This window comes from Allobosea sp. UNC402CLCol (assembly GCF_000745475.1).
GTDB classification, from domain to species: Bacteria; Pseudomonadota; Alphaproteobacteria; order Rhizobiales; family Beijerinckiaceae; genus Allobosea; species Allobosea spartocytisi.
On record NZ_JQJJ01000008.1, the window covers coordinates 1086785 to 1103878 of the forward strand.

General features: G+C 66.5%; 17 protein-coding genes. 5 read left to right on the plus strand and 12 right to left on the minus strand.

Annotated features, from left to right (window positions below; genetic code table 11):
• Window positions 1–32: 32 nt before the first annotated feature.
• Entirely contained in the window at window positions 33–1169 is a 1137-nt protein-coding gene (locus GY40_RS07230; RefSeq protein WP_038359813.1) for an ABC transporter substrate-binding protein, read from the minus strand.
• Window positions 1170–1359: 190 nt separating this feature from the next.
• On the opposite strand from GY40_RS07230, the gene paaG reads away from it, so the two are divergent.
• The 4 genes from paaG to GY40_RS07250 are packed head-to-tail and all read left to right on the plus strand — an operon-like array spanning window position 1360 to window position 4591.
• Window positions 1360–2202, plus strand: coding sequence for a 2-(1,2-epoxy-1,2-dihydrophenyl)acetyl-CoA isomerase PaaG (paaG, locus tag GY40_RS07235; protein WP_051987595.1), 843 nt, complete (start codon window positions 1360–1362; stop codon window positions 2200–2202).
• Entirely contained in the window at window positions 2199–2645 is a 447-nt protein-coding gene (gene paaI, locus GY40_RS07240) for a hydroxyphenylacetyl-CoA thioesterase PaaI (RefSeq protein WP_038359815.1), read from the plus strand. Before paaG ends, paaI begins: the two co-directional genes overlap by 4 nt.
• Window positions 2646–2677: 32 nt before the next feature.
• A complete protein-coding gene (gene paaK, locus GY40_RS07245; protein ID WP_038359817.1) occupies window positions 2678–3988 on the plus strand; it encodes a phenylacetate--CoA ligase PaaK in 1311 nt (436 codons plus the stop codon).
• 6 nt (window positions 3989–3994) lie between these two features.
• Window positions 3995–4591, plus strand: coding sequence for a TetR/AcrR family transcriptional regulator (locus tag GY40_RS07250; RefSeq protein ID WP_038359819.1), 597 nt, complete (start codon window positions 3995–3997; stop codon window positions 4589–4591).
• Between the two features lie 17 nt (window positions 4592–4608).
• On the opposite strand, the gene paaZ is transcribed toward GY40_RS07250, so the two are convergent.
• From paaZ to GY40_RS07295, 9 genes are all read right to left on the minus strand, one after another.
• Window positions 4609–6672: a phenylacetic acid degradation bifunctional protein PaaZ gene (gene paaZ, locus GY40_RS07255; protein WP_038359820.1), complete on the minus strand. Its 2064-nt coding sequence runs from the start codon at window positions 6670–6672 to the stop codon at window positions 4609–4611.
• A 63-nt stretch (window positions 6673–6735) separates the two neighbouring features.
• Entirely contained in the window at window positions 6736–7500 is a 765-nt protein-coding gene (locus GY40_RS07260; RefSeq protein ID WP_038359821.1) for a Phenylacetic acid catabolic protein, read from the minus strand.
• On the minus strand, window positions 7490–8563 hold the full coding sequence (gene paaE / locus GY40_RS07265; protein WP_038359822.1) for a 1,2-phenylacetyl-CoA epoxidase subunit PaaE: 1074 nt from the start codon (window positions 8561–8563) through the stop codon (window positions 7490–7492). The genes GY40_RS07260 and paaE overlap by 11 nt, the downstream gene beginning before the upstream one ends.
• A 7-nt stretch (window positions 8564–8570) precedes the next feature.
• Complete coding sequence (gene paaD / locus GY40_RS07270; protein WP_038359823.1) at window positions 8571–9074, minus strand: 1,2-phenylacetyl-CoA epoxidase subunit PaaD; 504 nt, start codon at window positions 9072–9074, stop codon at window positions 8571–8573.
• A 10-nt stretch (window positions 9075–9084) separates the two neighbouring features.
• On the minus strand, window positions 9085–9852 hold the full coding sequence (paaC, locus tag GY40_RS07275) for a 1,2-phenylacetyl-CoA epoxidase subunit PaaC (protein WP_038359825.1): 768 nt from the start codon (window positions 9850–9852) through the stop codon (window positions 9085–9087).
• Window positions 9852–10136 (minus strand): 1,2-phenylacetyl-CoA epoxidase subunit PaaB, encoded by a 285-nt coding sequence (gene paaB, locus GY40_RS07280; protein ID WP_038360406.1) that lies wholly within the window; start codon window positions 10134–10136, stop codon window positions 9852–9854. The genes paaC and paaB overlap by 1 nt, the downstream gene beginning before the upstream one ends.
• A gap of 24 nt (window positions 10137–10160) precedes the next feature.
• Window positions 10161–11165 carry a 1,2-phenylacetyl-CoA epoxidase subunit PaaA gene (gene paaA / locus GY40_RS07285; RefSeq protein ID WP_038359827.1) on the minus strand — a complete coding sequence of 335 codons (1005 nt, stop codon included), beginning with the start codon at window positions 11163–11165 and terminating at the stop codon, window positions 10161–10163.
• A 28-nt stretch (window positions 11166–11193) separates the two neighbouring features.
• Window positions 11194–12399, minus strand: coding sequence for a 3-oxoadipyl-CoA thiolase (pcaF, locus tag GY40_RS07290; protein WP_038360408.1), 1206 nt, complete (start codon window positions 12397–12399; stop codon window positions 11194–11196).
• A gap of 643 nt (window positions 12400–13042) precedes the next feature.
• Window positions 13043–14101 carry an ATP-binding protein gene (locus GY40_RS07295; protein ID WP_038359828.1) on the minus strand — a complete coding sequence of 353 codons (1059 nt, stop codon included), beginning with the start codon at window positions 14099–14101 and terminating at the stop codon, window positions 13043–13045.
• A 141-nt stretch (window positions 14102–14242) separates the two neighbouring features.
• On the opposite strand from GY40_RS07295, the gene ppk2 reads away from it, so the two are divergent.
• Window positions 14243–15232, plus strand: coding sequence for a polyphosphate kinase 2 (gene ppk2, locus GY40_RS07300; protein ID WP_081925208.1), 990 nt, complete (start codon window positions 14243–14245; stop codon window positions 15230–15232).
• On the opposite strand, the gene GY40_RS07305 is transcribed toward ppk2, so the two are convergent.
• Together GY40_RS07305 and GY40_RS07310 are read right to left on the minus strand one after the other, a co-directional pair.
• Window positions 15196–16131 (minus strand): LysR family transcriptional regulator, encoded by a 936-nt coding sequence (locus tag GY40_RS07305; protein ID WP_038359830.1) that lies wholly within the window; start codon window positions 16129–16131, stop codon window positions 15196–15198. The genes ppk2 and GY40_RS07305 overlap by 37 nt on opposite strands.
• A 56-nt stretch (window positions 16132–16187) precedes the next feature.
• Window positions 16188–16448 (minus strand): hypothetical protein, encoded by a 261-nt coding sequence (locus tag GY40_RS07310; RefSeq protein ID WP_038359832.1) that lies wholly within the window; start codon window positions 16446–16448, stop codon window positions 16188–16190.
• Window positions 16449–17094 lie beyond the last annotated feature (646 nt).

Here is a 17094-nt window from a genome sequence, read left to right on the forward strand (position 1 = left end):
CTCGACGATCGCAGGCCCCTAGCGCTCTTCGCTTACTGCACCAGCGCCCAATCGCCGCCCTTGATCTCCAGCATGCGGAAGGCGGAGAGGTCGAGGCCGAGATGGTCCGTTGCCGCGATGTTGAAGGTGCCGGTCACGCCGACGAAGCCCTTCGTGTTCTCCAGCGCGTTGCGGATCGCCTTCGGGTCGGCCCTGCCTGCGCGCTTGATGGCGTCGACCAGGAGCCGCAGGCCGTCATGCGCGTATCCGCCGAAGGTGGATGCGGGCTGATTGAACTTCGCCTGATAGGCGCCCGTATAGGCGGAGACGATGGCTTTCTGCGGGTCGCTCGCCGGCAAGAGGTTGGCGACGAGCACGGCGGTGCCGGGCAGGCGCACGCCCTCCGAAGCCGGGCCGGCGAGGTCGATGAAGCTCTTCGAGGCGACGCCGTGCGACTGGTAGAGCGGCGTCTTGATGCCGAGCTGGCCGTAGTTGCGGGTGACGATCGCCGGCCCCTGGCCGAAGCCGGGATTGAGGATCGCCTGCACCTCCGCCTTGGAGCGGATATTGGTGAGCTGCGGCGTCATGTCGGCGTCGTTGGGACCATAGGTCTCCTCGGCCGATACGGTGATGCCGAACTCGCCGATGACCTGCAGGCACTGCTTGCGCATCGAGGCGCCGAAGCCGTCGGAGCCGGAGATCAGGGCGATCTTGGTGAAGCCCTTGGCCTTCATGTCCTCGAAGATCTTGCGGCAGGCCATCCGGTCGGTATGGGGCGTCTTGAAGACGAAGGGCTTGACGGGATCGACGATCTCGATCGCGCCCGCCAGCGAGATGAACGGGATCTTGGCATTCTCGACAACCGAGATGATCGACATGGTCGTGCCGGTCGTCGAGCCGCCGACGATCGCGACAACCTCGTCGTCCTCGACCAGGCGGGTGGCGAAAGTGCGCGCCTTGTTGGGGTCGCCGCCATCGTCATAGAGGAAGAGCTTGATCTTCTGGCCGAGCACGCCGCCGGCGGCGTTGATCTCGTCGACCAGCAGCTTGAGGGTCTTGGCCTCGGGATCCCCGAGGGAGGAAGCCGGCCCGGTCTCGGAGACCGAGGCGCCGATCTTGATGTCGGCGAAAGCAGGGCTCGCCAAGCCGAGCGACAGCGCGAGCGCACTGCCGAAAAGTCCGAACTTCATTGTTTCCTCCGCGTTCCCGAGCGCTTTCGTGCCGAAGCGTTTTCGTCTCTCGTCGCCCGCGCGGCTGAAAATTCAAAGCGCTGGCGGCGTTTTCCCCTGAGGCATGAAGCTGAGCCACGAGCCGGACATGTGTATCCGGCTGGGCTGCTCGCGCCGTTGTTGGATTAATAATTGACCGACCGTTCGGACTATGCAAGGCTTTTTTGAAGCGGCGCAAAAAAGCCGCAACGATGCGGAGGGACGAAACGTGTCCGACACAGTCAAGGTGGCGCTTGCCGACGGCTTGCTGCGGCTGACGCTCAATCGTCCCGACAAGCTGAATTCCTTCAACGACGAGATGCATTTGGCGCTGCGCGCCGGTTTCCAGCGCGCCCATGACGACAACGACGTCCGGGCGGTGCTGCTGACGGGCTCCGGCCGGGGCTTCTGCGCCGGCCAGGACCTGGGCGACCGCGACCCGCGCAAAGAGACGAGGCCCGATCTCGGCCGAACCATCGAGACCTTCTACAATCCGCTCGTGCGGCTGATCCGCAGCCTCGACAAGCCGGTCATCTGTGCCGTCAACGGCGTGGCTGCCGGTGCAGGCGCCAATATCGCGATCGCTTGCGACATCGTCCTTGCCGCCCGCTCGGCGAAGTTCATCCAGGCTTTTTCCAAGATCGGCCTCGTTCCCGATTCAGGCGGGACCTGGACCCTCGCTCGCCTGATCGGCGAAGCGCGCGCCAAGGCGCTGACCTTGCTGGCCGAACAGCTGACGGCCGAGACCGCCGCAAGCTGGGGCTTGATCTGGCGCGTCGTCGATGACGCCGAGCTGATGAACGAAGCCGAGGCGCTGGGCAAGAAGCTCGCCACCGGCCCAACCTTCGGGCTCGGGCTGATCAAGCAGGCGCTCCAGGCTTCGGCCGGGAACACGCTCGACCAGCAGCTCGATCTCGAGCGCGATCTGCAGCGCCGCGCCGGGCAAAGCGCTGACTATGCCGAGGGCGTTCTGGCCTTCCTCGACAAACGCCAGCCCGCGTTCTCCGGGCGATGAGTCTCGATTTTTCCGATTCCGACGCGCTCGCCCGCGCTGTCGCGCAGGTGATGTGGGACAGGGATCTCGCCTCCCGCAGCCTCGGCATGAGCCTCGACGAAGCCCGCCCAGGCGCAGCGACCTTGTCCCTGACCGTCACCGCCGCCATGACCAATGGTCACAAGACCTGCCATGGCGGCTATATTTTCATCCTGGCGGATTCGGCCTTCGCCTTCGCCTGCAACAGCTACAACCAGAACACCGTCGCGCAGCACTGCTCGGTGACGTTCCTGCGCCCGGCCTTCGAGGGTGATCGACTGACCGCCGCCGCCCGCGAGGTCTCGCGCATCGGCCGCGGCGGCATCTACGATATCAAGGTGACCAACCAGAACGGCGAGCATGTCGCGGAATTCCGCGGCCACTCCCGCACCATCAAAGGCACGCCCATCGCCCAAACAGGCTGAACGAGGCGGCCGCCAAGAAGCGGAGGAAGCATATGGAAGACCTTTCGCCCCGGCCGGGCGATCTTGACCCCATCGAAACGGCCTCCCGCGACGAGATTTCGGCGCTCCAGCTCAAGCGGCTGAAGACGACGCTGGAGCATGCCTATCGCAATTCGCCGCATTACCGGGCCCGTTTCGACAAGGTCGGGGTTCATCCTGGCGACCTCAAGACGCTGTCCGATCTCGCGAAATTCCCCTTCACGGTGAAGAAAGACCTGCGCGACACCTATCCGTTCGGGATGTTCGCGGTGCCGCGCGAGAAAATCGCCCGCATTCACGCCTCCTCCGGCACGACCGGCAAACCGACCGTCGTCGGCTACACCCAGAACGATATCGCCATGTGGGCGACCTGCGTCGCCCGCTCGATCCGGGCGGCGGGTGGCCGGGCCGGCGATATCTGCCATGTCGCCTATGGTTACGGCCTGTTCACTGGCGGCCTTGGCGCGCATTACGGTGCCGAGAAACTCGGTTGCACGGTGATCCCGATCTCCGGCGGCATGACCGAACGCCAGGTCGGCCTGATCCAGGATTTCAAGCCGCGCATCATCATGGTGACGCCATCCTACATGCTGTCGATCCTCGACGAGTTCCGTCGCCAGGGTCTCGATCCCCGCAAATCCTCGCTTGCCGTGGGCATCTTCGGCGCCGAACCTTGGACCAATGCGATGCGCGAGGAGATCCAACAGGATTTCGACATGCACGCCGTCGACATCTACGGCCTGTCGGAGGTGATCGGCCCGGGCGTCGCCAGCGAATGCGTCGAGACCAAGGACGGGCTGCATGTCTGGGAGGACCATTTCTATCCGGAGATCATCGATCCCGAGACCGGCGAGGTCCTTCCCGATGGCGAGCTAGGCGAGCTGGTCTTTACCTCCCTGACCAAGGAGGCGCTGCCGATCATCCGCTATCGCACGCGTGACCTGACGCGGCTCTTGCCCGGCACGGCGCGGGCGATGCGCCGGATCGATAAGGTTACCGGCCGGACGGACGACATGATAATCCTGCGGGGCGTCAACATCTTCCCGACGCAGATCGAGGAGCAATTGCTGAAATGCAGCGGCCTTGCTCCGCATTTCCAGATCGAGCTGGTGCGTGCCGGCCGGATGGACGACATGATCGTGCGTGTCGAAGCCATGCCCCACGCCGCCGATGCCGGCGCGCGCGCCGCCTCGGCGAGGGAGCTTGCGCACCACGTCAAAAGCGTGGTGGGAGTGAGCACCAAAGTGATGGTCGGCGACCCCGATTCGGTCGAGCGCTCGGCCGGCAAGGCCCGGCGCGTCGTCGACAACAGGCCGAAAGGATAGCAGGCGATGGCCCGGACCAGGGCTGCGGATTTCGACGAGAAGCGGCGCAGCATCCTCGACAGCGCCGCCGCCGTCTTTGCCAAGCTCGGCATGGAGCGCGCCTCGATGGCGCAGATCGCGAAGGAGAACAATGTCTCCAAGGCGCTGCTCTACCATTACTACCCGAGCAAGGACCTGCTGATCTTCGATATCGGCCGCACCCATCTCGTCGAGCTGGAAGCGGCGATCAGCCAGGCCGACCGGCCCGATCTTGCGCCACGGGCGCGTTTTCGCCACCTGATCGGCGGAGTGCTGGAGAACTACCGCACGGCCTCCAACTTCCATCAGGTGCTGCTCAACGGCACCGGCTCCCTGACCGAGGCCCAGCGGCTGGAGCTGCGCGAAATGGAGCGCCGCATCGTCAAGGCGTTCTCGGATGTGCTGGTCGACATCAACCCGGCCCTTGCGGACAGCCGCGCCGGCGTGACGCCGGTCACCATGTCGCTCTTCGGGATCCTGAACTGGGTCTACACATGGTTCCGGCCCAGCGGCGCGCTGAGTCGCGAAGGCTATGCCGACATGGTCACTGCGCTGTTCCTTGACGGCGCGGCGACGCTGAAATAGGCCCGACCGGGCGGCACTTACGCCGCCGGCCAGTTCTTCGCTACCATGGTCAGCACGTCATATTGCGCGACGAGCTGGGCATCTTGGTTGCTGACCGCACAGTCCCAACGCACCTCGCCATAGCTCTCGGTCTCGCGCGGGCTAATCTGCTTGCAGGTCAGCGTCACTTGCAATGCGTCGCCCGGATTGACCGGGGTCAGGAAGCGCAGCGCATCGACACCATAATTGGCGAGCACCGGGCCTGGCGCCGGATCGACGAAAAGGCCCGCCGCAAACGATACAATCAAATAGCCATGCGCAACACGACCGTCGAAGAACGGGTTCGCCTTTGCCGCCTCCTCGTCCATATGGGCATAGAAGGTATCACCGGTGAAATGCGCGAAATGCTCGATATCCTCCAGCGTCACGACGCGTGACGCCGTGACGAGTTGATCGCCGATCTCCAGCTCGGCCAGCGACTTGCGGAAGGGATGGATGCCGTCACGGCGCGTCTTCGCGCCCGGCATCCAGCGGCCTGTGACCTCCGACAGGAGCCAGGGCGCGCCCTGGACGGCGGTGCGCTGCATATAGTGCTTGACCGAGCGCATGCCGCCGAGCTCCTCGCCGCCGCCGGCCCGGCCCGGCCCGCCATGGACCAAGACCGGCAAGGGCGAGCCATGGCCGGTGGAGGATTTGGCGCTGACGCGATTGCCGAGCATGACGCGGCCATGCCAAGGGCCGAGCGCCTGCACGGCCTCGCGGGCAAAGGCGGCGTCATTGGTGAAGACCGAGGCGACGAGGCTGCCCTTGCCGCGGCGTGCGAGCTCTGCCGCTTCCTCCAAGGTTTCGTAGGGGATGATCGTGCTGACCGGCCCGAAGGCCTCGACATCATGCACGGCCTTGGCGCCGCCGGGCTTGTCGCAATAGAGCAGAACGGGGCTCAGGAAGGCGCCGGCCTCGGCATCACCGGACGTGAGATCGGCGCGAGCGGGATCGCCGGCGACGATCTCGGCCTCCCCTTGCAGATCGGCGATGCGGGCGCGAACTTCGTCGCGCTGGGCGAGGCTGGCGAGCGGCCCCATCCACGTCGCCTCCTCTCCGGGATTGCCGATCGCGGTCTTGGCCAGGCGCTCACCGAGCGCCTTGATCAGCGGCTCGACTGTGGCGCGCGGCGCGATCACGCGGCGGATCGCCGTGCATTTCTGCCCGGCCTTCACCGTCATCTCGCGGGCCACCTCTTTGACGAAGAGATCGAACTCCTCGGTTCCCGCCACCGCGTCCGGTCCGAGGATGGCGGCGTTCAGCGAATCCGCCTCCATGGTGAAGCGCACGGAGTTCTCGACGATCGCCTTATGGGTCCTGAGCCTGCGGCCGGTGGCAGCCGAACCGGTGAAGGTGACGACATCCTGGCAATCGACATGGTCGAGCAGGTCGCCGACCGAGCCGCTGATCAGTTGCAGCGCGCCGGCCGGCAGGATGCCGGTCGCGATGATCCTGCGCACCATCAATTCGGTCAGATAGGCGGTCTGGCTCGCCGGCTTGACGATGGCTGGCATGCCGGCAAGCAGCGTCGGCGCGAGCTTCTCCAGCATGCCCCAGCACGGGAAATTGAAGGCGTTGATATGGATCGCGACGCCTTCCAGCGGTGTCAGGATGTGCTGGCCGGAGAACGTATTGTCGCGCGACAGGGGCTCGACCTCGCCGTCGACGAGGGCGCGCGTGTTCGGCAGTTCGCGACGGCCCTTCGAGGCATAGGACAGCAAGGTGCCGATGCCGCCCTCGATGTCGATCCAGCTATCGGTGCGCGTCGCGCCGGTGGCGGTGGAGAGAGCATAGAACTCCTCCTTCGCCTCCATCAGCGCCTGGCCGAGCGCCTTCAGCATCAGGGCGCGCTCGTGGAAGCTGAGCTTGCGCAGCGCCGGGCCGCCCTCTTCGCGGCCATGGTTCAGCGCGCGCTTCATGTCGAGCCCGCTGGCGTCGATCAGCGCGACCTCGGCGCCGGTCGCCGCATCGAGCAGCGGCACGGCCTTGCCGGCGCCGCGGACCCAATCTCCGGCGATGTAGGATTCGAGCTGGCGGGCGGTGTTCACTGGCGCGTTCATCCCTTGAGATCCCTTGTCGATCGCAGTGTGCGGCTTGTCGCCGTCGTCGGTTAGGTGTGCGGGTCAGGCCATGCCGATGGCGTGCAGGAGCTCGCCCACCTGCCGCTCCCAGGCGGCAGCGAGCTCGGCATTGCCGGTACGGCGCAGGCCGAACTTCCTCTGCGTTTCGAAATGCGCCGAGCTGCCGCGGCCGAAGCTCGCCGCGACGCGCGGGCGCCAATAAGCGAGCGCGTCGGCAACCAGCGGCCGATTGCCGGCGTCCTCCAAAAGCTTCCGCAAGCCTTCCTCGCCAAGTTCCTTATGCCGGCGCTCACGCGGCAGGATGGCGCGGAAGATCTCGCCGAGCGGCTGGTAGGAAAGCCCCGCGAATTCCTCGATCTGGATCACCACGGCGTGGCCCATCAGCACGTTCATCACGACCGCGTCGAGCCAGCCCTGCAGCGGATAATGCAGCACGGCGAGCCGCATGTCGGCGCCGTGGCGGGCGGCGCCGAGATCGCTGTCGCGCGCGACGCGCTCGGCCCAGGGATGGTGATTGGCATAGCGCGAGATGTCGGCGCCGAACTCACCCATCACGGCGAGCACACGCTCGGCATGGTCGAGCTTCTCCAGCACGATGCGGGATGCCGCGATACGCTCCTTGATGCCCGGCCCCTGATTGATGATATCCGCGAAGCCGGCGGCTCCGGCCAATTCGCTGTCGACGAAGGTCGCCATCAGCCGCAGCAACTCGCCGCGATAGCGCGGCGGGGCGTTCTCGGGCGTGGTCAGCTTGCCGCCCTGCGCCAGATAGGCTTCGAGCGGCATGGTGTCGGCGTCACTGGTCATAGGTCACCACCACCCGGTCCGAGAGCGGATAGCACTGGCAGCTCAGCACATAGCCCTGGCGGACCTCGTAGTCCTCGAGGGCATGGTTGGTCGCCATCTCGACCTCGCCTTCGACGACCATGGCGCGGCAGGTCGAGCAGACGCCGGCCTTGCAGGCATAGGGCGCATCGAGACTGGCGCCGAGCGCAGCCTCCAGGATGGTCTGCCCGGTCTTGGCCATCTCGATCACCCGTGTGGTGCCGTCGAGGGTGATCGTCGCAGTGCAGGTCGCGGCCTTGCCGGTGTCGGCTGCGGTCCTGACGACATGCTTGCCGCGGCGCGGCGCGGAGGCGAACAGCTCGAACTTGATCTGGTCGTCGCGCAGGCCGTGCTCGCGCAAGGCCGCCGCGATCGCCAGCATCATCGGCTCGGGGCCGCAGATGAAGGCCATGTCGATGGCGGCGATGTTGATCCAGCCCTTGAACAGCCTGGCGCATTTCTCGGCGTCGATGCGCCCGGAGAACAGCTCGACCTCCTGCGCCTCGCTCTCCAGCACATGCACGACGTTGAAGCGGCCAAGATGGGTGTTCTTGATGTCCTCCAGCTCCTCGCGGAACATGATCGAACTAACCGAGCGGTTGCCGTAGACCAGCGTGAAGCGCGATCCCGGCTCGCGCGCCAATGTCGTCTTGATCAGCGAGAGCACCGGCGTGATGCCGCTGCCGCCGGCGAAGCCGAGATAATGCCGCTTCTCCTCCGGCTTCAGCGGCACATGGAAGGCGCCCATCGGCGGCATCGCCTCGACCACGTCGCCGGGCTTCAGCTCCTCGTTCGCCCAGGTCGAGAAGGCGCCGCCATCGACGCGCTTGATGCCGACCTTGAGGATGCCCTCGTCCTTGCCGGCGCAGATCGAATAGGAGCGGCGCAGCTCCTCGCCCTCGAAATCCCGGCGGAAGGTCAGGTACTGGCCTTGGGTGAAGTCGAAGGTGGCGCGGTCCTCAAGTCGTGGCGCGAGCGTGACGACCACCGCATCGCGCGTCTCGCGGCGGATATCGGCGACCTCCAGCGGAAAGAAGCGGGCCATCGGTCCCTCAGATGCTCTTGAAGTAGTCGAACGGTTCCAGGCAGTCGGTGCAGCGGAAATGCGCCTTGCACGGCGTCGAGCCAAACTGGCTGACGCGGTCGGTCCGCGACGAGCCGCAGCGTGGGCAGCTGACTTTGAGCGGCACCAGCGCGCCGGCGCAGGCGGAGGTGCCCTCGACCGGCGGAGCGATGCCGTAGTCGCGCAGCTTGGCGCGGCCCTCGGCGCTGATCCAGGCTGTGGTCCAGGCCGGCGACAATTGCCGCTTCAGGACGAACTTCTCGATGCCGCGCTCGCGCAGGCCGCGCTCGATCTCGAAATTGATCACTCCGGTCGCCGGGCAGCCGGAATAGGTCGGCGTCACCGTCACCTCCAGCAGATCGCCAGCCCAGGCCACGTCGCGGATGATGCCGAGATCGACCAGCGAGATCACCGGGATCTCGGGATCGGGGATCTCGCCGAGCCAGGACCAGATCTCGGCGACGGCCGGACGGGAAATGGTGGCGGCGTCCATCAGCGCCTCCTCACCAGCTGGCGCCGGGATAGGCGCGCTGCAGGAACTGCATCTCCGCCAGGATGAAGCCGAGATGCTCGGAATGGACGCCGCGCCGGCCGCCCTTCTGGGCGAAGCTCTTTTCCGGCGCCTTCAATGTCGCCTCGGCCAGGGTCCGGCCGACATGCTCCTGCCAGGCGGCCTTCAGCGAGCCCGGCTCCGGCGCGAGGCCTGATGCCGCCAGCTCCTCGTCGAGCGCGTCGGCAAGGAACATCTCGCCGGTATAGGGCCAGAGGAAATCCAGAGCGGCCTGCATGCGAGCATGGCTTTCGGCAGTGCCGTCGCCGAGGCGGACGACCAGATCGGCGCTGCGCTCGAGGTGATAGGCGACCTCCTTGGAGGCCTTCTCGGCGATCTCGGCGATGCGCCTGTCGACCGAGACCATCAGCGCCTTCAGCAGCGGCAGATGCCAGGCGTCGAACAGATATTGCCGCATCAGCGTGCGGCCGAAATCGCCGTTGGGCTGCTCGACCAGCAGGAGATTGCGATAGCCGGAGACGTCGCGCAGGAAGGCGAGATTGTCGGGCGTGCGGCCCTTGCCCTCGGCCTCGCAGGCGAGCCCGAGCCAGAGCTGGGTCTGGCCGATCAGGTCGAGTGCGGTATTGGCGAGCGCGATGTCCTCTTCCAGCGCCGGGGAATGGCCGCACCATTCCGAGTTGCGATGGCCGAGGATCAGGCAGTTGTCGCCCATGCGCAGCGCGAACTCGGCGACCGCCGAGGAAGAGGCCGAAGCGCTCATCACATGTGCCCCACTTCGTCCGGCACGTCGAAGAAGGTCGGGTGCCGGTAGACCTTGGCGTTGGCTGGGTCGAACAGCGGGCCCTTGTCGGAGGGCGCACTGGCGACGATGTCGGCCGAGCGCACCACCCAGATGCTGACGCCCTCATTGCGGCGCGTATAGACGTCGCGGGCATTGAGGATCGCCATCTCGGCATCCGGCGCGTGCAGGCTGCCGACATGCCGGTGGTTGAGGCCGTGCTGGCCGCGGATGAAAACCTCCCAGAGGGGCCATTCGCTCGACATCATCAGCTCCCTTCCGTCGGAGTGTTACTCGGCGGCGATCCTGGCGGCCTGGCGCCGCGCCGCCTGCTTCTCCGCATGGGCAGTGAGCCCCTCGCGGAACCAGGCGCCGTCGTTCCAGGCCTTGCGCCGCGCCTCCAGCCGCTCGCGATTGCACGGCCCTTCCCCGGCGATGACCGCAAAGAACTCGGTCCAGTCCGGCTCGCCGAAATCATGGCCGCCCTTCGCCTCGTTCCATTTCAGCGCGGGATCGGGGACGGTGAGGCCGAGATACTTGGCCTGCGGCACGGTCTGGTCGACGAATTTCTGGCGCAGCTCGTCGTTGGAATCCTGCTTGATGTTCCAGGCCATCGACTGCGCCGAATGCACCGAGGCGTCGTCGGAGGGGCCGAACATCATCAGCGACGGCCACCACCAGCGGTCGAGCGCGTCCTGCGCCATCGCCTTCTGCTCCGGCGTGCCCTTGCTGAGCACCGTCATGATGTCGAAGCCCTGGCGCTGGTGGAAGCTTTCTTCCTTGCAGATGCGCACCATGGCGCGGGCGTAAGGGCCATAGGAGCAGCGCTGCAGCGGCACCTGGTTCATGATCGCGGCGCCGTCGACCAGCCAGCCGATCGCGCCGATATCGGCCCAGCTCAGCGTCGGATAGTTGAAGATCGAGGAGTACTTCGCCTTGCCGGAATGGAGCTGCTCGTACATCTGGTCACGACTGATGCCGAGCGTCTCGGCCGCGCAATAGAGATAGAGGCCGTGGCCGGCCTCGTCCTGGACCTTAGCGAGCAGGATCGCCTTGCGCCCCAGCGTCGGCGCGCGGGTGATCCAGTTGCCCTCCGGCAATTGGCCGACGATCTCGGAATGGGCGTGCTGGCTGATCTGGCGGATCAGCGTCTTGCGGTAATCCTCCGGCATCCACTCCTTCGGCTCGATCTTCTGGCCGGCGTCGATACGCTCCTGGAAGGCGCGCTCCTGCGGCTCCATCTCGTCGAGTCTGCAGACGCGCTTCGCCTCGGTCTTCACCATCTGGGCATACATCGGCTCGCCTCCTCTTCCGGTTCGCGCGTCAGACGCGCTCGAGGATCACTGCAATCCCCTGTCCGACCCCGACGCACATCGTGCACAGGGCGAAACGTCCGCCGGTGCGCTGGAGTTGCCACATCGCCGTCGTCGCCAGCCGGGCGCCGCTCGCTCCCAACGGATGGCCGAGCGCGATCGCGCCGCCGTTCGGGTTCACATGCGGAGCGTTGTCTGGCAGACCGAGTTCGCGCAGTACGGCGAGCCCCTGCGCTGCAAACGCCTCGTTGAGTTCGATCACGTCCATCTGCGCGAGCTCGAGTCCTGCACGTTGCAGCACCTTGCGCACCGCTGGTACCGGACCAATGCCCATGATGCGCGGGGCGACCCCGGCAGCAGCCATAGCGACGACGCGAGCGCGCGGCGTCAGGCCGTTCGCCTGCGCGGCCTGTTCGCTCGCCACGATCAGCGCGGCTGAGCCATCGTTGACACCAGAGGCATTGCCCGCGGTCACGCCAAGATCGGGGCCGTTGACGCCCTTCAGCTTCGCCAACTGCTCCAGCGTCGCATCAGGGCGCGGATGCTCGTCGCGATCCACGACAAGCGGATCGCCCCTCTTCTGCAGGACGGAGACCGGTGCCATCTCGTCGGCGAACCGGCCCGCCGCTTGGGCGGCGGCCCAGCGCTGCTGGCTACGTAGAGCGAAGGCATCCTGATCGGCGCGCGACACCGAGAAATCCGACGCGACATTGTCGGCCGTCTCAGGCATGGAATCGATGCCGTAGGCCTTCTTCATCTTCGAATTGACGAAGCGCCAACCGATCGTCGTGTCGTACGCGGCAATGGCGCGCGAGAAGGCGGCATCCGCCTTCGGCATCACGAAAGGCGCGCGCGACATACTCTCGACGCCGCCGGCGATCATTAGATCGCAGTCGCCGGCGCGGATTGAGCGAGCGACCAGGCCGAGCGCATCGAGACCCGAGCCGCAAAGCCGGTTGACCGTGGTGCCGGGAACATCGACCGGCAGCCCGGACAGGAGCACGGCCATCCGCGCGACATTGCGATTATCCTCGCCGGCCTGATTGGCGCAGCCGAGAATGACATCGTCGACCTCGGCCCAATCGACGGACGGATTGCGCTGCATCAGCGCCGCAAGGGGAATCGCCGCAAGATCATCGGCACGGACGCTGGAAAGCGCTCCGCCATAACGGCCGACGGGCGTCCGAACCGCATCGCAGATGAAAGCGTCCGCCACGGTGTCTCCTCCGAAATCCGCTGTCTTGTTTTTATCAACCGACCGGTCGGTCATTTAATTGCACGAATTTCAGCAGAGATCAACCGGGGCTTTTCGGACGATCTCATCGCGATCATCCGAAACGAATACTCGACCGGCTCGCGGCCAAGATCGCCCGCCTTCGCGACTGCTTCGGTCCGCAGCCGATCTATGGCGGCTCCTGTGCTGGGCGGCGCAGGGCTTTTCCATCATGCCGAGAGCTATATCTATGCTTCTTCAACGTCACCGGCGGCAGCTATGCCGATCGCCGACGAAGCGGATGCTCCCGGTGAGGATCTTCACACAGCCGCGAAGCGCGCGTATTGCAGCCAGATCGACATCGTCAAACTTCTCCTCGCGCAGAAACTATCCAGAGTTCGGCGCCGACCGGATCTCCACGGACTCAGTTCGTTGATACTTGACGCCGATGAAATCCGAGGCCTCGTGCGTCGGAGGGCACTCGAAGATCCGACGATGACTCAAGCCAGGAAGGAGCTCCGAACCACGGATCGCGTGGTCAAAGCGCTGATCTGCGTCAATGATATCAGCGGCTTATTAGGTCTCCGAGTGCCAATATTTGCTCGTCGCCAGAACAAAGGCTCAGGCCGTTCCGGATTGTCAGGGCTCAGGCCGCGCTGCGGCCCGTTCCGTAGCGCGGCAGGATCGCCTTGAAGGCAGCGCCCTGCCCCGGCTTGCTCTCGATGGTGAGCCGGCCACGATGGCGCAGCACGATGTGCTTGACGATGGCGAGGCCCAGCCCCGTGCCGCCGGCCTCGCGGCTGGCGGCCGTATCGACGCGGTAGAAGCGCTCGGTCAGGCGCGGAAGATGCTCGGGCGCGATGCCCGGCCCGTCGTCGCGGACGCAGACGCTGGCCTCCCCGTCATGAATCTCGACCGCGATTGCGACCTCGCCGCCGCGCTTGCCGTATTTGATCGCGTTCTCGACCAGGTTCTCCATCAGCCGCAGCAACTCGTCCCGGTCCCCCGGCACCTGCAGCGGTTCGGACGGCGCCTTCAGCTTGAGGGTCACCTCGCGCTCGCGCGCCAGCAGCGCGAGGGAATCGACGATCTCGCGCGCGATGCCGGCGAGATCCACCGGCGCGTCGGGCGCGACATGGGCGCGCTGCTCGATCCGCGACAGCGAGAGCAGGTCGTCGACGAGCCGCGCCATGCGCAAGCCCTGCTCGCGCATGATGCCGAGGAAGCGTTCGCGGGCCTTCTCGTCGTTGCGCGCCGGCCCCTGCAGCGTCTCGACGAAGCCGAGCAGCGAGGCCAGCGGCGTGCGCAATTCATGGCTGGCATTGGCGACGAAATCGACGCGCATGCGCTCGATGACGCGCTGCTCGCTCAGATCCTCGAAGGTCAGGAGCGTCGGACGGCGCTCGGCCCGCCCGGCAAGCGCGGCGATGTGGATGCGGAAGGTCCGCTCCACCGGAACGCGCTCGACGAGCTCGATCGTCTTGCGCCCGCCATCCAGCGCCACCGCCTCGATCGCCTCGATCAGGTCGGGGTCGCGCAGCACCAGCGCCAGGAGCTTGCCGGTCTCGAGCCCCGGGATCAGCGCGCGCATCGCCGGGCTCAGCGCCTGCGCGACGCCGAGCTCGTCGAGCAGCACGACGGCAGTGCCGAGCGCCTCGACGAAGCCGCGCGCAGCGGCGATGGGGAAAACGGCGGTGTCGATCATGGAACGTCCGAAGCTGCCGGCCGTTGCCGGCTCGGCTCTTCCTGCGCGGAACGGCAGAGGGCGTCAATTCCCTTCGGCGCGGTAGCCGGCTAGGCTCCACCGGGGAAGAAACGGGCTCGCCCCGGCGAGGAGACAGAAACGATGGCGAAGAAATTCTCAGGCGCCGAGATCGAAAACCTGATCCAGCTGCCGGCGACGCAATCGACCCCGAAGGAGAAGCGGCCGCCCAAGCCGGGCAAGTCCAAGAGCACCGGCAAGGCCCGAAAGGCCGGCAAGGCCAAGGGCTTCGACATCGAGGCCGATACCCTGCCGGAAGCGATCGTCGACGCGGCCTATCACAGCGGCGACTACCCCTATGGCAAGCGGATGAAGCGCAAGCGCTACAACCGCGAATTGGAGCCGCTGCAGATCGAACTGCAGAAGCTGATGCGCTGGGCCCAGAAGCATGGCGAGCGCATCGTCGTCGTCTTCGAGGGCCGCGACGGCGCCGGCAAGGGCGGCACCATCGCCCGCTTCACCCAGCATCTCAATCCGCGCCAGGCCCGCATCGTCGCCCTGCCCAAGCCCTCGGACACCGAGAAGGGGCAGTGGTATTTCCAGCGCTACGCCGCCGAAATGCCGACGGCCGGCGAGATCGTCTTCTTCGACCGCTCCTGGTACAACCGCGCCGGGGTCGAGCGCGTCATGGGCTTCTGCACGCCGGAGCAGACCGAGAGCTTCCTGCGCGAGGCCCCCGTCTTCGAGGGCATGCTGACGCGCGGCGGCATCCGCATCGTCAAGCTCTTCCTGACCATCGGCCGCGAGATGCAGATGATGCGCCTGCATGCCCGCTGGCACGATCCGCTCAAGCGCTGGAAGCTCTCGCCGATCGACTTCGAGGCGATCCCGCGCTTCGACGATTATTCCCGCGCCTTCGACGAGATGCTCGGCCGCACCTCGACGAAAGACGCGCCCTGGGTCGTCGTGCGCAGCAACGACAAGCTGCGCGCTAGGCTCAACGCCATCCGCCATGTCCTGCGGGCGATCCCCTACAAGGACAAGGACGAGGCGGCGATCGGCCCGCTCGACGACAAGGTCGTCGTCTCGGTCGAGCGCTATCTCGCCAAGGGCGGCGAGCCGGAAACCGCCTGAGGCTCCCGCATCCGCTCGGCGAGAAAATCGACGAAGGCGCGGATGCGCCCCGCCATATGCTCGTGGCCGGCGAAGACGGCGTGGATCAGCTCGCGGTCATCCGCGTCATAGGCCTCCAGCACCGGCACGAGCCGGCCCGCGGCGAGATCCGGCTCGACATGGAACCGGCCGAGCCGCGCCAGCCCCATGCCGCGCAGGCAGAGATTGCGCAGCGTGGCGCCGCTATTGGCCAGGAAGTTCCCGGCGACCGTGCGGCTGAAGCGCTCGCCGCTTGCCGGATCGCGGAACAGCCATTCGTCGAAGCTCGAGCGGAAATTGAAGCGCAGGCAGTTGAACCGCTCGAGATCGTCCGGGGTCCGGGGCGTGCCGTGCCGTTCGAGATAGGCGGGCGAGGCGATGACGATGCGGCGCGTCTCCAGGAGCTTGCGCGCCTTGAGCCGGGAATCCCGCAGGATGCCGGCGCGGATGGCGATGTCCGCGCGCTCCTCGACCAGGTCGATCACCTCGTCGTTCAGCGAGATGTCCAGCTCGATCTCGGGATAGAGCGTCAGGAATTCCTGCACCCGCGGCAGGACATACATCACCCCGAAGCCGACGGAGACGCTGACCCTGAGCCGGCCGCGCGGCACCGCCCGCGCCCCGCTGGAGAGCGCGCTCTCCGTCTCCTCGATCTCGGCGAGGATGCGCCGCGCCCGCGCCAGATAGACCTCGCCTTCCGGCGTGAGCTGCAGGGCGCGCGTCGTGCGCACCAGAAGCCGCGTGCCGAGCCGGTCCTCGACGCGGCTGATCAGCTTGCTGACGGCCGAGGGCGAGAGGTTGAGCTTGCGCCCGGCCGCCGAGAAGCTCCCGGCATCCGCCGCCGTGACGAAGACATCCATCTCACCCGCGCGATTATCCATCCGCCACCGCCCCCAAGAGATCGCGTCTCACGCCCGTCGCGCCTCAAGCCCGCGCCTCACGCTCCCTTGGCGATGGCCTGCTTCAACCGCGCGACCGCCTCCGTCGCGCCGGACCGGACCGTGATCTCCAGCGTCGGCGCCTCGCGCTCGATCATCTCGATCAGCGTTTCCGGCGAAATCTCGGCCCGCGCCGCGGTGAGCTTCAGCACGGCATTGGCGATGATGTTGGGCCAATACGCCGCCCCGCCCTTGGCCAGCCCCTTGGCCTTGCGGCCCTCGAATTCCTGGGCGAGCTGTTCGGGGGTCTTTTTGGCCATGGGGAGGGTTCCGTGAATCGCTTTGCGCGGTGAGCTTACCCTAATCGGGCCCGAAAAGGCGCGATGAACCCGTTTCCCGTGTGGAGAAGGGCGGGCCTGCCGTCACCGGGCAAGGCGCGGCCGCCCTGTCGCCACCTCGATCGTCGGCGGTGCTCTCCCGCCCTGCCCTTCCCGCCGATCGCGGACTTGTCCGGGACCGGCCCGCGAAGCGTCGAACGCTGCAAAAGCCGGCTTCGCTGCGGCAGCGGGTTGCCCGCGCTTCACCGCGAAAGGACGCGCATCATCGCCGCCCACGCCGCCGGGCGGGGGCGTTGAGAGATGAGGGGCAGCGGAGCGCCGCGAGGCGCGGTTGGGTATCAGGCCGCTTCCATTGAGCCAGGATGCGGCGCGGAGGGATTGAGCCACCCTCCGCACGCCCCGTGGCGCTCCGCTTATCGGCGTTCTTAAGTCTCCGGGCCGCGCTTACCGGGCCTGCAGCCATCCTTCGCCGCGAGCCCTTTCGACGCCAGTTCGGCTCAGCGCCTTGTCGCGTCTACTCGGGCATGGGACGAAGGCGTGATGCCATCGGCCGTTCCCAGCGAGCTCCTCGCACAGGGATCGTAGTGTCCCCAGGGCGGTGCCCCGAAGCCTCCCGGGAGTGGATCGT

Coding starts and splice junctions, on each gene's coding strand:
- GY40_RS07230 (WP_038359813.1), bottom strand. CDS start 1,169: ATGAAGTTCGGACTTTTCGGCAGTGCGCTCGCGCTGTCGCTCGGCTTG.
- paaG (WP_051987595.1), top strand. CDS start 1,360: ATGCAAGGCTTTTTTGAAGCGGCGCAAAAAAGCCGCAACGATGCGGAG.
- paaI (WP_038359815.1), top strand. CDS start 2,199: ATGAGTCTCGATTTTTCCGATTCCGACGCGCTCGCCCGCGCTGTCGCG.
- paaK (WP_038359817.1), top strand. CDS start 2,678: ATGGAAGACCTTTCGCCCCGGCCGGGCGATCTTGACCCCATCGAAACG.
- GY40_RS07250 (WP_038359819.1), top strand. CDS start 3,995: ATGGCCCGGACCAGGGCTGCGGATTTCGACGAGAAGCGGCGCAGCATC.
- paaZ (WP_038359820.1), bottom strand. CDS start 6,672: ATGAACGCGCCAGTGAACACCGCCCGCCAGCTCGAATCCTACATCGCC.
- GY40_RS07260 (WP_038359821.1), bottom strand. CDS start 7,500: ATGACCAGTGACGCCGACACCATGCCGCTCGAAGCCTATCTGGCGCAG.
- paaE (WP_038359822.1), bottom strand. CDS start 8,563: ATGGCCCGCTTCTTTCCGCTGGAGGTCGCCGATATCCGCCGCGAGACG.
- paaD (WP_038359823.1), bottom strand. CDS start 9,074: ATGGACGCCGCCACCATTTCCCGTCCGGCCGTCGCCGAGATCTGGTCC.
- paaC (WP_038359825.1), bottom strand. CDS start 9,852: ATGAGCGCTTCGGCCTCTTCCTCGGCGGTCGCCGAGTTCGCGCTGCGC.
- paaB (WP_038360406.1), bottom strand. CDS start 10,136: ATGTCGAGCGAATGGCCCCTCTGGGAGGTTTTCATCCGCGGCCAGCAC.
- paaA (WP_038359827.1), bottom strand. CDS start 11,165: ATGTATGCCCAGATGGTGAAGACCGAGGCGAAGCGCGTCTGCAGACTC.
- GY40_RS07295 (WP_038359828.1), bottom strand. CDS start 14,101: ATGATCGACACCGCCGTTTTCCCCATCGCCGCTGCGCGCGGCTTCGTC.
- ppk2 (WP_081925208.1), top strand. CDS start 14,243: ATGGCGAAGAAATTCTCAGGCGCCGAGATCGAAAACCTGATCCAGCTG.
- GY40_RS07305 (WP_038359830.1), bottom strand. CDS start 16,131: ATGGATAATCGCGCGGGTGAGATGGATGTCTTCGTCACGGCGGCGGAT.
- GY40_RS07310 (WP_038359832.1), bottom strand. CDS start 16,448: ATGGCCAAAAAGACCCCCGAACAGCTCGCCCAGGAATTCGAGGGCCGC.